The 13,545-nt window shown below is 34.9% G+C and carries 16 protein-coding genes; 4 read left to right on the top strand and 12 right to left on the bottom strand.

Features of this window, described 5'->3' with window-relative positions:
* The gene (locus CQ046_RS01705; protein ID WP_105700591.1) at positions 1-1,149 is read right to left on the bottom strand and encodes a glycosyltransferase; all 1,149 of its coding nucleotides are present in this window, start codon (positions 1,147-1,149) and stop codon (positions 1-3) included.
* A 35-nt stretch (positions 1,150-1,184) separates the two neighbouring features.
* The gene (locus tag CQ046_RS01710; RefSeq protein WP_105700592.1) at positions 1,185-1,754 is read right to left on the bottom strand and encodes an acyltransferase; all 570 of its coding nucleotides are present in this window, start codon (positions 1,752-1,754) and stop codon (positions 1,185-1,187) included.
* Between the two features lie 53 nt (positions 1,755-1,807).
* Between CQ046_RS01710 and CQ046_RS01715 the strand changes: the two genes are divergently transcribed.
* The 3 genes from CQ046_RS01715 to CQ046_RS01725 are packed head-to-tail and all read left to right on the top strand — an operon-like array spanning position 1,808 to position 3,801.
* The gene (locus CQ046_RS01715) at positions 1,808-2,779 is read left to right on the top strand and encodes a 3-oxoacyl-ACP synthase III family protein (RefSeq protein ID WP_105700593.1); all 972 of its coding nucleotides are present in this window, start codon (positions 1,808-1,810) and stop codon (positions 2,777-2,779) included.
* 30 nt (positions 2,780-2,809) lie between these two features.
* Positions 2,810-3,043: a phosphopantetheine-binding protein gene (locus tag CQ046_RS01720; RefSeq protein ID WP_105700594.1), complete on the top strand. Its 234-nt coding sequence runs from the start codon at positions 2,810-2,812 to the stop codon at positions 3,041-3,043.
* Complete coding sequence (locus tag CQ046_RS01725; RefSeq protein WP_105700595.1) at positions 3,043-3,801, top strand: SDR family NAD(P)-dependent oxidoreductase; 759 nt, start codon at positions 3,043-3,045, stop codon at positions 3,799-3,801. Before CQ046_RS01720 ends, CQ046_RS01725 begins: the two co-directional genes overlap by 1 nt.
* A 1-nt stretch (position 3,802) precedes the next feature.
* Here CQ046_RS01725 and CQ046_RS01730 read toward each other — a convergent pair whose 3' ends face one another.
* From CQ046_RS01730 to CQ046_RS01740, 3 genes are read right to left on the bottom strand one after another with little or no spacing between them, the layout of a single operon-like run.
* Complete coding sequence (locus tag CQ046_RS01730; protein WP_105700596.1) at positions 3,803-4,957, bottom strand: glycosyltransferase; 1,155 nt, start codon at positions 4,955-4,957, stop codon at positions 3,803-3,805.
* Positions 4,957-5,796, bottom strand: coding sequence for a glycosyltransferase family 2 protein (locus tag CQ046_RS01735; RefSeq protein ID WP_105700597.1), 840 nt, complete (start codon positions 5,794-5,796; stop codon positions 4,957-4,959). Before CQ046_RS01735 ends, CQ046_RS01730 begins: the two co-directional genes overlap by 1 nt.
* Entirely contained in the window at positions 5,796-6,338 is a 543-nt protein-coding gene (locus CQ046_RS01740; RefSeq protein WP_105700598.1) for an acyltransferase, read from the bottom strand. Before CQ046_RS01740 ends, CQ046_RS01735 begins: the two co-directional genes overlap by 1 nt.
* 169 nt (positions 6,339-6,507) lie before the next feature.
* On the opposite strand from CQ046_RS01740, the gene CQ046_RS01745 reads away from it, so the two are divergent.
* Complete coding sequence (locus tag CQ046_RS01745; protein ID WP_123906554.1) at positions 6,508-7,542, top strand: acyltransferase family protein; 1,035 nt, start codon at positions 6,508-6,510, stop codon at positions 7,540-7,542.
* Between the two features lie 72 nt (positions 7,543-7,614).
* On the opposite strand, the gene CQ046_RS01750 is transcribed toward CQ046_RS01745, so the two are convergent.
* Genes CQ046_RS01750 through CQ046_RS01780 form a run of 7 tightly spaced genes read right to left on the bottom strand, consistent with a single transcriptional unit; the run spans position 7,615 to position 13,537 of the window.
* Positions 7,615-8,556 carry a glycosyltransferase family 2 protein gene (locus tag CQ046_RS01750; RefSeq protein WP_105700600.1) on the bottom strand — a complete coding sequence of 314 codons (942 nt, stop codon included), beginning with the start codon at positions 8,554-8,556 and terminating at the stop codon, positions 7,615-7,617.
* A gap of 43 nt (positions 8,557-8,599) precedes the next feature.
* Positions 8,600-9,424 carry a glycosyltransferase gene (locus CQ046_RS01755; protein WP_105700601.1) on the bottom strand — a complete coding sequence of 275 codons (825 nt, stop codon included), beginning with the start codon at positions 9,422-9,424 and terminating at the stop codon, positions 8,600-8,602.
* The gene (locus CQ046_RS01760; protein WP_105700602.1) at positions 9,421-10,242 is read right to left on the bottom strand and encodes a glycosyltransferase family 2 protein; all 822 of its coding nucleotides are present in this window, start codon (positions 10,240-10,242) and stop codon (positions 9,421-9,423) included. The genes CQ046_RS01755 and CQ046_RS01760 overlap by 4 nt, the downstream gene beginning before the upstream one ends.
* A gap of 16 nt (positions 10,243-10,258) precedes the next feature.
* Complete coding sequence (locus CQ046_RS01765) at positions 10,259-10,927, bottom strand: NAD-dependent epimerase/dehydratase family protein (protein WP_105700603.1); 669 nt, start codon at positions 10,925-10,927, stop codon at positions 10,259-10,261.
* A gap of 30 nt (positions 10,928-10,957) precedes the next feature.
* The gene (locus tag CQ046_RS01770) at positions 10,958-11,803 is read right to left on the bottom strand and encodes a glycosyltransferase family 2 protein (protein ID WP_105700604.1); all 846 of its coding nucleotides are present in this window, start codon (positions 11,801-11,803) and stop codon (positions 10,958-10,960) included.
* Complete coding sequence (locus tag CQ046_RS01775) at positions 11,796-12,920, bottom strand: glycoside hydrolase family 99-like domain-containing protein (protein WP_105700605.1); 1,125 nt, start codon at positions 12,918-12,920, stop codon at positions 11,796-11,798. The genes CQ046_RS01770 and CQ046_RS01775 overlap by 8 nt, the downstream gene beginning before the upstream one ends.
* A gap of 2 nt (positions 12,921-12,922) precedes the next feature.
* Positions 12,923-13,537 carry a DapH/DapD/GlmU-related protein gene (locus CQ046_RS01780; RefSeq protein ID WP_105700606.1) on the bottom strand — a complete coding sequence of 205 codons (615 nt, stop codon included), beginning with the start codon at positions 13,535-13,537 and terminating at the stop codon, positions 12,923-12,925.
* Positions 13,538-13,545: the final 8 nt, after the last annotated feature.

Below are 13,545 nucleotides of genomic sequence, written 5' to 3' on the forward strand. Positions count from 1 at the left end.
TTATACTTCATCAATTATTTTCTGAAGATGCTCCACAGATTTTTCCAATACAAATGGTAGTTCTGTTTGTGAGATCTGTTTTTTGTATTTTTCAGTGATATTTTTATCAGTAAGAAACTTTTTCATTCCTTCATATATTCCTTCTTCGGAGTTTTCTGTGATATTTCCCAGTTTTCCGTCTTGTAGAAGATCTCTGATTCCGGAAATATCCGTTGCCGAAATAGGCTTATCCAGAATAAGTGCTTCAGCGATAATGGTGGGAAACCCTTCATGCCTTGAAGACATGATATAGAAATCCGCCTTTTTCATATAAGGATAAGGATTGCTGCTGAATCCAAGCATTTTTGCAGTATCCTGAAGCCCCAGTGTGTTGAGCTGGTTTTGAATGGTATCAAAGTCATACCCGTCACCAATGATCAGAAGCTGATGTTTCAATCCTTCATCAAGAAGCCTTTTATGAACATTTAGTAATCTGTCATAGCCTTTCTGTGGATATACAGTTCCCACAGTGACGAAAGTAGGAAGATCACTGTTGAAAGGATAATCATTAATTTGAATATCAGCCTTATTTAATGTGTCATTCCTGTCTATTGGATTGAAAATTTTTATGACTGACGCTTTCTCCGCTTCATTTTTTGCGAGTTTGTACATTCCTTCCTGTAGTTTATTAGAGATCACAAGAATTTTATCGAATTTAAAAAACTGCCTGATAACTTCCGGAGTGTATTCCTTCAAATTGAAAATATCATTCTGCACCCAGATAATTTTTTTTGAATCTTTTTGTGGGCTTGATAGTATTTCCTGATGCATTGCATGGATTGCTGCAATCTCTACATCATATTTTTTATTCTTTAAAACAAACTTATAAAGCAGGGAAGGGAACCAAAGAAACATTTTCTGATAAAGAACCCTATAGGCTTTTACAGGGATATCCTGCGGCCTGTTGGTCGTTATCATTTCCCCCTTGGTCAGGTAGTATAAAGTTACCCATGACGGAACCTCTTTAATGTATAGCCCTGAATAAAGATTCACCAGAAGGTCAACTTCATATTTGTCAGGAGGAAGGTTTTTCAAAAAGTTGATTAATACCTTCTCTGCACCACCATGACGTAATGAACCTATACGAATGAGGAGTTTTTTCTTTTTCAATTTGTTTTTTCTTTTATGATTTTACAAGACTAAATTTATTTAATTTTTCTTGCTTTTTTATACTTGTGAGGAAGATTTTCTTTGATATAGGCATCCAGTTTTTTTCTGTCTTTCTCCAGTTCGCGGGGATATTCCGGATTATTTTTTAAAACGATATCTCCATAATCTTCAATGGTACACAGAAATTGTGCCGGGTTTCCAATGAAGACCGTATTGTCTGGCATAGACTGTGACAACACAGAATTCGCTCCTAAAATACAGTTGTTTCCAATTTGTACATCCTGCATGATAACTGCATTGAGACCTATTGTACAGTTGTTCCCTATTTTTATTCTTCCAAGAATCCTGGCATCTTCATATCCGGGAAGTTTTCTAAGCAGGGTAGTGGTACCACCATGATTTACAAACCTTACATCTCCTGCAATATTTACATTGTCTCCTATTTCAATCAGGTAGGGTTCTGTCCCGAAATACACTTTATCAGGCATATTAAAGTTTTTACCCACTTTCATTCCTCTATATTTTGCCACTTCAAGACTGCCTCTATTCAAAAAATTATGATACAGAGAGTCTATTTTTAATAAGATTCGGAATATAAAAATCATCACAGGTGTAAATTTGTTTTCGTTACTTTTGCAAAGAAAAAGAATTTATTTATATGATGAAAATTTCAAAAATAGAATATTATCTGCCTCAACAAGTGTTAACTAATGAGGATCTTGAAAAACTGTTCCCCGAATGGAGTTCTGAACGTATTCAGGAAAAAGTAGGTATTTCCCAACGCCATATTTCTTCGGAGAACGAAACTGCGTTAGACATGGCCGTACAATCTTCAGAAAAAATTTTTGAAAACTATGATAGAAACAAAGTGGATTTCATTTTGTTCTGTACCCAAAGTCCCGAATATTTTTTACCCACCACGGCTTGTATTTTGCAGGACAGACTTGGTCTTAGAAAAAATGTAGGAGCCATAGATTTTAACCTTGGGTGCTCAGGATTTGTATATGGACTGGCTTTCGCGAAAGGATTGATTGCTGCTGGAATTGCTAAAAGTATTCTTTTGGTTACTTCAGAAACATATACCAAACATATTCACCCCGATGATAAAGGAAACCGAAGCATATTCGGGGATGCCTCTGCTTCAGCAATTGTTGAAAAATCAGAAGGTAATGATTATCAGTTTTGCCTGGGAACAGATGGAAGTGGTGCCGAAAACCTTATCGTAAAGCAAGGTGCTTTTAAGAAAGATTTTGAACTGAATCCAGAGCATGAATTCAGCCCTGAAAATATTTACATGAATGGCCCTGAGATTTTTAATTTTACCATTGAAAATATCCCGGGACTGGTAAAAGAAACGCTGGAAGTAAATGGAATGACGATGGATGATATTGACCATTTTGTTTTTCATCAGGCGAATTCTTTTATGTTGAATTATTTAAGAAAGAAAACAAAGATTCCGACAGAAAAGTTCTATATTGATATGGAAAAAACCGGAAATACCGTTTCTGCAACCATTCCTATTGCCCTTAAAAATATGATGGATAAAGGAATATTAAAAGCAGGAGATAAAGTTTTAATGGCAGGATTTGGGGTGGGATATTCTTGGGGAGCTACCATTATGGAAATTTAGAAAAACAACAAACATTTAAAATTATACAATATGAAGACATCCGTTTTTTTAGAAAAACTACAGGAAGAATTGGAAGAAGATAACACATTAACTACTGACACAAATTTGAAATCTCTGGAAAGCTATGACTCTATCAGTTTGCTTTCTGTTATTGCATTTGTAGACGAAAATTTCAACAAAAAAATTGATACAAAGCATTTTAAAGATATCGAAACCGTTTCAGATTTGATGAATGTTATAGGAAAAGAAAATTTTGAAGATTAATGGATGCTTTCTCATTAAAAAATAAAATTATTCTCATTACAGGCGCTTCTTCCGGAATAGGGAGAAGTTGTTCTGTAGAATGTAGTAAAAGTGGTGCTGATCTTATTCTCGTGGGAAGAAACCATGATGAACTGATGAAAACCGTTTCTATGCTGGCTCCTGAAACAAAAGTAGAAACCATTACTGAAGATATTACCCAATCTGAAAACCTTGAAGCTATCATTGCAGATAAAGTTTCAGTTTTAGGTAAAATATCAGGATTTATACACTGTGCCGGTATTGAGAAAACATTACCGTTAAAAAAGCACAATCCTCAGTTGTATCAGGATATATTTGCTGTCAACGTCATTGCAGGACTTGAAATTGCTAAAATTTTATCTTTAAAAAAATATAAAGACGAAACCTCTAGTTTTGTATTTATTTCTTCCGTTGCAGGAATGGTAGGGGAGGCAGGAAAAGCAGCTTATTCTGCCAGTAAAGGAGCTGTCATTTCAGGAGCCCGTTCTTTGGCTATGGAGCTTTCCAGAAGTAATATCCGTGTCAATAGTATAAGCCCAGCAATGGTTAATACTCCCATTTTGGAAAAAATGTTTGAAGATATTGGTGATGAAGCTTCATCAGAAATCATAAAAAAGCATCCGCTGGGAATAGGTGATCCTAAAGATGTAGCGAATGCTTGTATTTTTCTATTGTCTGATGCCTCAAGATGGGTCACAGGAACCAATCTTGTGATTGACGGAGGATATTCCGCCCAATAGCTTATTGTTTGTGCAGTGTTTCTATAATGTTTTCTACACTGTCAAATATTTTCTTATTGTCAAACTGACTTTCAATATTTTTGAGATTTTCTCTGATATGAAGAACAAGAGCAGGATCTGTAAGGAAGGCTTTTATTCCTTTATACATCTCATCAACATCATAACTGATGAGGTATCCTGTTTCTTTGTCTTTGATCATCAATCCTACATCACCCACATTAGTAGCCACAATAGGCTTCTGAAGAATTAATGCTTCGGCAATCACTAATGGCCATGCTTCAGATTCTGATGGAAGGACAAAATAATCCGCTTTTTTGATATAAGGATAAGGGTTCATTTGATTTCCAACCAAAATGAATGTCTTTTCCACCTTGTTAGCTGCTGCCTGTTCTTTAAGGTTTTTCATTTCACCACCGTCGCCTATAACAACAATAGTATGATGGAAACCATCATTGATGAGCCTTGTATGAGCTTCAATAAGTTTATGATATCCCTTCCTTGAATGAAGTCTTCCAATGGAAACAAAAACAGGTCCTTCAGGGAAATTATCAAGCTTTTCTTCTGCTTTGCGCTTTATTTCTTCGATAGGAATAGGATTGATAATAACACTTTCCGCCGGATAATTGAGGTCAGGATAATACTCATGCATCATATCCTTTATCTTATGAGAGCAGTATACCATATGATCAAACTGGGGAAAGCTCTTTAAAATATCCGGAACCAATGGCTGAAACTGAGGTACATTGACCTCAGAATGAAACCATCCTATCTTTTTGGAGTTTGTATGGGTAGAATTCAGAATTGCATCATAATCCCTGTAATCCATCCCGATTTCTATATCAAAAGTATCATTAATAAGCCGGTCTGCAATGGCGGGATTATTTTTTAGCTTTCTTAGCTTCAATCTTCTTTTAACAAGCTGAAGTTTCTGTAAAATAGAGTTGTCGGAAAAATCTTCTTTTCCATCCGTAAGGTATATTTTTCTGATATGTTTTGGAAGTTCATCACGCAATTTGCCCTGATTGAGGGTAAGGCATACCGTTATTTCAAATTTGTCTGGGTTGAGGTTGTTGAGAAGGCTCAACAGTACTTTTTCTACCCCTCCCATTTCCATGGAACGATGTCTGAATAAGATTTTTATTTTTTTTTCTAACATTATCCGAAAATTGATTGTAAAGTAATTTTTATTTTTTTCTTAATACGGAAAGGCAGTTGATGCTGATATTGCAACAGGTCAAAAATTTCATCTGCTCCTGTATAATGATCAGGAACGTTCTGACCATTGATGGTGGTAAGGCCTCTTCGCTTCATTGTGTTGAAAATCACCTGAGCAAAATACTCATGGGATTTCTTTTTATTGTCGTTCTGGGAAATTCCTCCCAGATGCGTTCTGTAAAGGTAATTGGTATCATTAATAAACTGAACTTTCCCTTTCTCATACATTTTAAGATACAGATCCTGATCTTCACCGATTTTTAAATTAGGATTCATTTTTTCAGTCTGCTCATAAACCGATTTTCTGAAAGTCACAAAATGAGCAATCTGAATCGGGAAATTAAAAAAATAAGGATCACCATTCGGTACCTGCATAGCAGATCTGAAGGGGGCAATAGGCTTCAGGTTCTGATCACATGTCATAAACCGGGAATAAGTAAGAACGGTATCTTTTTTAGCCTGAAAGATTTCCATACATTTTTGAATGGCTGTAGGGTTGATGGCATCATCGGGATCCAGGAATCCACAAATGTCTCCTTCTGCCAGTTCGATCAGTTTGCTTTTTGTAACTCCTACACCGGAATTCTTTTCATTTTCAAAAAATTTAAACCTTTTATCATTTGAAATGATTTCCTGGACCATTTTCTTTTCGTGTTCAGAGGATGCATCATCTAAAATAATGGCTTCCCAATTTGTATAGGTTTGCTGAAGGATACTTTCAAAACATTCTTTGAAAAAAAGGGCGTTGTTATAATGGGCAATAAGAATAGAAAACTTCATTAATGTTCCTTGAATATTAAATCTTGACGATTGATTACAGTGGTATTAGCAGGGATATCTTTATGAATGGTACATCCTGCCCCGATGATACAGTTGTCTCCAATAGTTACTCCTTTTAAGACGGTAACATTACTTCCGAGCCAACAATTGTTTCCGATTCTGATAGGTGCTGTTTTGAATTCAGAGTGAAATAATTTAAATTCCGGGTGAGACTGGTAGGCGTGGTTGTGGTCATACAGCTTTACATTTTCCCCAAATAAAGTATTGTCACCTATAGAAATGCTGTCCAGACAGTTGATGGAACAGAAATTATTCATGAAAAAGTTATTTCCGATTTCTAAAGTGGCATTTTTCTCCACCAAAATGTGTATATAATTTCTGAAACTGACAGAACTGCCGATCGTAACTTTTTTTAGATTTTCATGCAGGATAAAATGATCACTGATCCCAAGCTTTATGCCCTTAAAAGAAACATGAGGGTGTTTTTTGAGACGAGAAATCTGGCTCTTACGTTGAATTTTTGCTAAAATTTCATCAAGCATACCTAAATTTATTTTTCACATTTGTAGTTGACAAAGATACTCCGTTTTGCATAAATTATAATAATAAATCTTATTTTTGTGCCTTAAAATTAATACTTTATATGAAATAAAACAGGCTTTTAGCATTGATATGGCCATGTTTTAATAAAGTAAAGCATTTTGCAATTCTGTGAAGATAAGTCAGATTACATTTACCCGGTTTGTTGCCGCTATGGCAATTGTTATTTCCCATTTCAACAAAGATCTGTTTTTATATAAGATAGATTATATTTCCAATTTGTTTCTGAGGGCGAATGTAGGGGTAAGCTATTTCTTTATTCTTTCGGGATTTATTATGATCATTGCATACCATAAAAAAGATAAAATAGATTATCTGGAGTTCTATAAAAACAGATTTGCAAGGATTTATCCGCTTTATATACTGGGTTTGTTGCTGTATTTCATGACTAGGTATGATATGTTCGACTGGTATAAACTGGTTTTATACGGATTGGGAATTCAAAGCTGGATACCGGGAGAAGCCATGATCCTGAACTTTCCCGGGTGGTCTATTTCCGTAGAATTTTTCTTCTATCTGCTTTTTCCATTACTTTATAATTATTTTTATGCTAAGAAGAATAAGACGATTTGGGTATTTGCCATTGGCCTTTGGCTGATTACTCAGGTATTTTCTAACTTATATCCTGTATATGGCGCTTACGAAGGACCACACACGAAAAGCCATGAGTTTCTGTATTATTTTCCTTTATGGCATCTTAATGAATTTCTGATCGGGAATCTGGCGGGGATATATTTCGTTATAAACTACAGACAGAAGAATTATGACCGTCAGGTTATTTTTCTTTTTTTCCTGATTCTTGTATCACTGATGTTTGTTCCGCTTTTCTACCATAATGGTTTGATGGCTCTGCTTTTTGTTCCTGCTATTATGATGATTTCGGCTAATAATGGAAGAGTAAGTAAATTATTTTCACTAAAACCGCTGGAATACCTGGGAGAAATAAGTTATGGGATCTATATCACTCATATTCCGGTTCTTTATCTGGTAAGGGAGTTTTTACAATGGCAGCAGTACACCTTCAATATTGATGTTGTATTTATAATCTACATTATTGTGATGTTATTCAGTTCAGCAGTTTTTTACCAATTTATTGAAAAACCGATGCGTGATCTTTTAAGAAAAATTCATTTTGTAAAGCGTTAAAAATGAGCGTCCGTCTATAAAACTAAATATTTAGTTTTATAGACGGACGAGATATTAATCTTTAGAATCTGATTAGGAGAATAAGTCTTTCCTGAAATTGATATTGTACAATCCGGAACGTATACTTTTATAATCTGTAAGCAGGTATTTTGTAATCATTCCCCACTTTTTCAATAAAGGAGCATTCGCAATCTGGAAGCTTCGGTATACTCTTTTAATGTGAAGCTTAACATCGTCAGGAATGGTATTTTCATTTTCTGCCCAATGGTTTACTTCCTTCCACAGAACAGCTCTTGTTGACGCAGGTTTTACTTCTCTTGCATCTATTTTGGTAATTCTGTTATTCTCATGAACTCCTCTTATGGCTACCGCTTTGTCAAGAATTCCCGGATATAAATTAAGATAGTAGGAGAGTCTGAATAAAAATTCTGTGTCCTGATGAAGTCTCAAATGGGTTTTAAAGAAATACTCCATGCTTTTCAAAGAGCTTTTTCGGATTGTTAAAGCATCAATGCTGAAAAGCCCGAAAGTTCCTCTCATATTAAGCTGTCCCGGAAATACATCTTTTGGATCATGTTTTTTATAAACGGTAGTGAGGCGGTCGCCAAAGACCTTATAATATTGTTCTTTTGCTTTTTCAGAATAATAATGTACTCCTATAGCGCCATATACGCCATCTACCTCTTTATTGGGGAAAAGTTCTTTTTCTGCATCAAAACGGTTGGGCATATAATAATCATCAGCATCAAGGAATGCAATAAAGTCTCCTTCCGATTTTTCCATTCCAAGGTTTCTGCTGGCGCCGGCTCCGTGATTTCCTTTGTCCGGATGTTGGTAGAGTTTTACTCTGTCATATTTCCCGGCAAGTTCCCGGCATACCTGCAAGGCGTTGTCCGGAGATTTATCTTCCACTAATACCACCTCATGCACAACATCGAACTGAAGAGCAGATTCCACAGCCTGGGAAACATATTTCTCAGCATTGTAAACGGGAATAATTACAGAAATTTTCATTGTGTCAAATTATGTTTTTTTAAGTGTAAAAGCTAAGCTTTTGTTACTTTATAAATTTTTTCAGAATAAGCTTCATCACATATGGAATTCTGGAAATATTATGTTTCATTGTTTTGAAGCTGTCTATCGTAAAATCTGTATCTTTTGTCATTCCAAACTCAGAAAAATTCACCTCAGGAACGGCCTTATGCTTGAAGGTGGCATTCATCATGTTAAACTGATGGATGATCTGTATATACATTTCCTTCGTATCTTCTATGGAAAAATCTTTATAATCACGATAACAGTTGTGTGCTCTTTCTTTCAGGACAGTCTTAAAATTGTCTACACTTTCCGCCAGACTTACAAACGGATTGGCAACAGCATTATAAACTGTTACTACGGCTTTACGGCCTGGCAGCATAGTAAGCTGGAATCCTCTTCTTAAATCAATAACAAGGTCATGAACCGGTTTGAAGTGTTCCTGTACTGTTTTTACGTAATCTTTGTGAAGCATATCATCATTATCCAGTTCACTGGTGATTACAAATTTTGTGTCAGAATTGAAGAACTGCGGAATAATTTCTACAGCTTTGGTTTTCATTACATCAAAATCTTCCACAAAAACAGCTTTGAATACAGGGTATTCTGCTTCTATTTCTTTGATTATATTCCTGAATTTTTCTGAAGTTTTAACATCAAAAAAGGTAAGCCAGATATAATTCTGGTTAGTTTGGTCTTTATAGGAAGGAAGAACATATTTTCTGAACAATTTAAAACGATCGTCCAGCCATTCTTCTGTAAGGGGTTTGAAGCCTGAACGGGTTTCGTCCCAGCCTTTTGTAGGAACATTGAATCTTGTCATTATCACATGTACAAACTGACTCATTTAAATAAATTTTTTATAAAGTTATAGATTCTGTATGGTTTACTGCTGTATATATTTTCCAGCTTGGTTTCATAAAACGTCTTTCTGTTCAGAAGAGCAATATAGCTTGGGAAAAATTCATGAAAGAGCGCTTTATGTTTTTCGTATACAGCATGGTAAATAAATTCTTTCTTATCATTGTTACCAATGATTTCTTTGATCATTGAGGTTTCCGGATGGGATCTGTAATTGAAAACAACATAATCAATTTTTGTGATAGGCTGTTCTCTATGTGCAGATATAAGCTGTATCCAGAACTCCCAGTCTTCAAAACCGTGTCTTAATTTCTCATCATATGTAATGCCTTCATCAAAATATTTCTTGGCAAACATGGATGTACAATATAATTTATTTCCCAAAAGTAATTCTTTGAGAGTGAATTTTTCCTGAAGATTAGATTTTTTACTGGTGTGACCAAAGGTAACGGTGTCTGAAAACACAATTAATGTATCCGGATTCTGATCAAAAACAGCAATCATTTTTTCTAAAGCCAACGGATTAAGGGTATCATCAGAATCCAAAGGAAGAATATAATCTCCTGTAGCATTCCTGATCCCTGTATTTCGTGCACCGGAAAGTCCCCGGTTTTCCTGATAAATGTAACGTATTTTATCATTTTCAAGTTTCTTGCCTACAATTGCTGTATCGTCAGTAGAACCATCATCTACAATAATACATTCCCAGTTGGTGTAAGATTGGTCTTTAATAGACTGTATACATTCTTCCAGAAATTTAGCATGATTAAAACAGGGAACTATAATGGAAATTTTATGTTTCATCAAATAAATTTTTACTTTATAAATAAGCTAAGAATAATCTTCGTAAATAATCTTCAGAAGAAATTCCTGTAAAAAAAGTTTCTGTAGTGGAATTGAATTCAATTGTATAAAAAGAACCTTCATCAATATTTTCATAAACTGCTTTTTTACCTAAATGTTCTTCCAATTGAGAAAGAATCTCAGGAAGAGAATATTGGTAAGGGTATGTAAGATTGACAATATCATTATTAAATTCATCAATATATTGTTTTATAAATAAAGCAATATCGTCTGTTCCAATAAGAATTCTTTTTGCATTATTATGTAAGATGAATTTATTTTCATAGAGTATAGAGTCTTTAAGGAAGTTGATCAGGGTGTTTGGGTTTCCTCCACGCCCTACTGCATTTCCGATTCTGAAAATAATGAAATTCTTACATGTATCAGTGATCAGTTTTTCAGCATTAAGTTTATGAATAACATATGGGCTGTCTTTTTTTGTGGGATCATAAATACTGCAGGTTGAGAAATAAATCAGTTTTTTATCTGGAAATTCTTCTAAAGCTGATTGTAAGAGCCTGATTTCTCTTTCAAATTCTGCGGGATTTTTTTCCAGAGAATTGGAAACTCCGGATGCAAAAAATAGTACATCTTCTCTGTCATAGGATCTTACGGAGTTTGCCAGAATTCCATTACCAATAATCATATTTTTTTATCTAAGTGTTTTGAAAAGATTTTACAGGTATTTAAAAATTTTAAATAACCCGAGTTTGTTTCCTAATTGTGCCCATCTTGAATTCTTTACACGTTCAAGTTTATCAAGGGAATATTGATATTTGTTTCTTGGAACATAGTTCTGTACAAACAGGTCTTCAATATTAATATTTCTTCTTTCTGCCATTTTTATAAGGGCTACCCAATGCCAGTAAAGAGCTTTTTCCGTGTTTTTTGTAGTGGAAATTCCGTTATTGTGAATTCTATATAAATACAGGTCTTCATCAATGTATTTCACGGGGGCAGTCTCGCATATTTTCATGTACCAATCTTTATCTTCTGCAATTTTCAAAAAGGGATCTATCCCCGCCGTTTTTTCATATATGCTCTTTTTTAAAGCAGCAAAGCTTGATATTTCTCCTTTAAAATTGTAATAAGACTGGTCTAATTCAGTAATTTGTTTGGCTTTGTGAACCGCTTGAGGGTTAAGATTCTCATCACAAAATATAAGGTTAGAATATACCAACCCCACTTCCTTATTTTCTGAATGGGTTTTTAAAACAATTTCTAAGGCATGAGGAACCAATGCATCATCAGGGTCAAGAAATCCGCATATTTCAGATGCTGCGAGAGAAATCAGTTTTTTCTTTGTATATCCGATTCCTTTATTTTCTCCGTTTTGATGAATTTTAAAACGAGGATCGTCTTCTACGATTTTTTTTATAATCTCGAGAGAATTATCGGTAGATCCATCATCTAAAATTACGGTTTCCCAGTCTGTTTCAGTCTGAGCAATTAAGCTTTGATAACATTCCTCGAAAAAATGTCCGTTATTGTAGTTGGCGATAAGTACGCTGAATTTACTCATTTTGACTGTATTTGTTCAATATTTTTTTTAATGCATTCAAATATCCGAAACCATATTTTCTATCCGGTTCCAGAATATTTCCTTCTGCCCATTCGTTCCAGGATTTTACAATGAGAAACTGTTCAGGATAATCTTTTTTATCTTCAAGATATTTTGCTGCTTTTTCTACCTGCTGTTCAAATAACTCCGGAGAATTATCCGTAAGAATGATCCCTCTGTAGCCACTTCTTGGAGTATTGTCCCAGTTAGGCAAAACGCATGGGTAAGTGGTCACATTGCTTTCTTCATACTGAAGATCGTTTACAACGGTACCAGCGTCCTGAGTTCTTACTTTCGGCTGTTCCTTTTTTTGTAATCCTATTAATCCCTTTATCCTTTTTTTATAATATTGAGAATGGGAAATATGTTCTTTCTTCTGAATATGAGGATTCCATGCTTTATGAAATGCATTGGAAATCTTACTATCATATCCCATCGATTTGAAATCAAGATCATCACTCAGTTTATTGGATGCCATGATATACAAATCATCAAATCCGTTTTCTTTTGCAAGCTCTCTGAATTTTTCAATGTATTGCGGAGCTTCTTTATTTAAATGATTAGGATCATAAATGATAAAAAGAGGCTTATTATCCACCTTGATGTATCTGCTGTCTTTGAAGAATGGCAATAAATATTCAAAGTGATCGATTAAATCCTGTTCGCTTGGGTAGACTTGCTCTACCAATATTTTTTCAGACAAGCCGTGCCATATTCCTGACCATGTTTCATTAGCCCAGCAAAAGCAGAAGGGAAAATCCGGTTTTCCGCTTTTCAGTACATCATTTGCAATACGTTCCAACAATTGTTTGCCATTTCCAAACCAATAATGATAATAGATAAACCCATGTACGCCGTAATTTTTGGCCATTTGTGCCTGCGCTTCCCTTATTTCGGGAACCCGAAGATCATAATATCCGAGATCTGCCGGGTATATAGGCTGATCGTGTCCTTCAAATAAAGGTTTTGCCTTGCCTACATTAGTCCATTCTGTAAATCCCTTTCCCCACCATTCATCATTTTCCGGGACGGGATGATATTGAGGGAGATAAAATGCAAGTGGTTTTATTTTTTTCATAATCAGTTTTCTAATGTTTTTATTAATCTGGCGGGAACTCCTGCAATCACTGAGTTTTTTGGAAAACTCCTATTTACTACAGAGTTTGCTCCAATAATACAGTTTTCACCAATAGTAACTCCAGGAAGAATACATACGCCTTCACCTATCCATACATTATCTTCAATAATAACCGGACCTTTGGAGTACAAGGGCCTTTCAGCAGGGATATTTTCTAAATCATTACTCGTTATATTGCCATGAGCATGATCAGAAATATATATTCTGCTGGCCATTAATACATTATTTCCTATGACAATTTTATTGATTGCTCCGATATGAACATCGGAATTACAAACTACATTATCGCCAATTATTATTTCCGGGTGAAATATCTCACTCTGAAAACGATCCCAGGCCTCTAGCCTTAGGTGGAATAAAGAGCTGAAATTATTACCTATCGATATATACTTAGGATTTTTTATCCAATGCTCTTCTGGCAATGCCGAATTCGTTCCGAATTTTTTGAAGCTTTTCTGTGCCCATGTATTTAATTTGTTTTGTTGATGGGTTTTATAAGCATTCGAATTCAGAACATCGAACAAAAAATTGACAATATATTTTTTTAGAAAATTCATCTTTTATT

The sequence above is a fragment of the Chryseobacterium sp. MYb7 genome (assembly GCF_002979455.1).
Lineage (GTDB): Bacteria > Bacteroidota > Bacteroidia > Flavobacteriales > Weeksellaceae > Chryseobacterium.

Coding starts and splice junctions, on each gene's coding strand:
- CQ046_RS01755 (WP_105700601.1), bottom strand. CDS start 9,424: ATGAGTCAGTTTGTACATGTGATAATGACAAGATTCAATGTTCCTACA.
- CQ046_RS01775 (WP_105700605.1), bottom strand. CDS start 12,920: ATGAAAAAAATAAAACCACTTGCATTTTATCTCCCTCAATATCATCCC.
- CQ046_RS01720 (WP_105700594.1), top strand. CDS start 2,810: ATGAAGACATCCGTTTTTTTAGAAAAACTACAGGAAGAATTGGAAGAA.
- CQ046_RS01710 (WP_105700592.1), bottom strand. CDS start 1,754: ATGATTTTTATATTCCGAATCTTATTAAAAATAGACTCTCTGTATCAT.
- CQ046_RS01765 (WP_105700603.1), bottom strand. CDS start 10,927: ATGATTATTGGTAATGGAATTCTGGCAAACTCCGTAAGATCCTATGAC.
- CQ046_RS01780 (WP_105700606.1), bottom strand. CDS start 13,537: ATGAATTTTCTAAAAAAATATATTGTCAATTTTTTGTTCGATGTTCTG.
- CQ046_RS01770 (WP_105700604.1), bottom strand. CDS start 11,803: ATGAGTAAATTCAGCGTACTTATCGCCAACTACAATAACGGACATTTT.
- CQ046_RS01750 (WP_105700600.1), bottom strand. CDS start 8,556: ATGAAAATTTCTGTAATTATTCCCGTTTACAATGCTGAGAAATATGTT.
- CQ046_RS01730 (WP_105700596.1), bottom strand. CDS start 4,957: ATGTTAGAAAAAAAAATAAAAATCTTATTCAGACATCGTTCCATGGAA.
- CQ046_RS01735 (WP_105700597.1), bottom strand. CDS start 5,796: ATGAAGTTTTCTATTCTTATTGCCCATTATAACAACGCCCTTTTTTTC.
- CQ046_RS01725 (WP_105700595.1), top strand. CDS start 3,043: ATGGATGCTTTCTCATTAAAAAATAAAATTATTCTCATTACAGGCGCT.
- CQ046_RS01715 (WP_105700593.1), top strand. CDS start 1,808: ATGATGAAAATTTCAAAAATAGAATATTATCTGCCTCAACAAGTGTTA.
- CQ046_RS01760 (WP_105700602.1), bottom strand. CDS start 10,242: ATGAAACATAAAATTTCCATTATAGTTCCCTGTTTTAATCATGCTAAA.
- CQ046_RS01740 (WP_105700598.1), bottom strand. CDS start 6,338: ATGCTTGATGAAATTTTAGCAAAAATTCAACGTAAGAGCCAGATTTCT.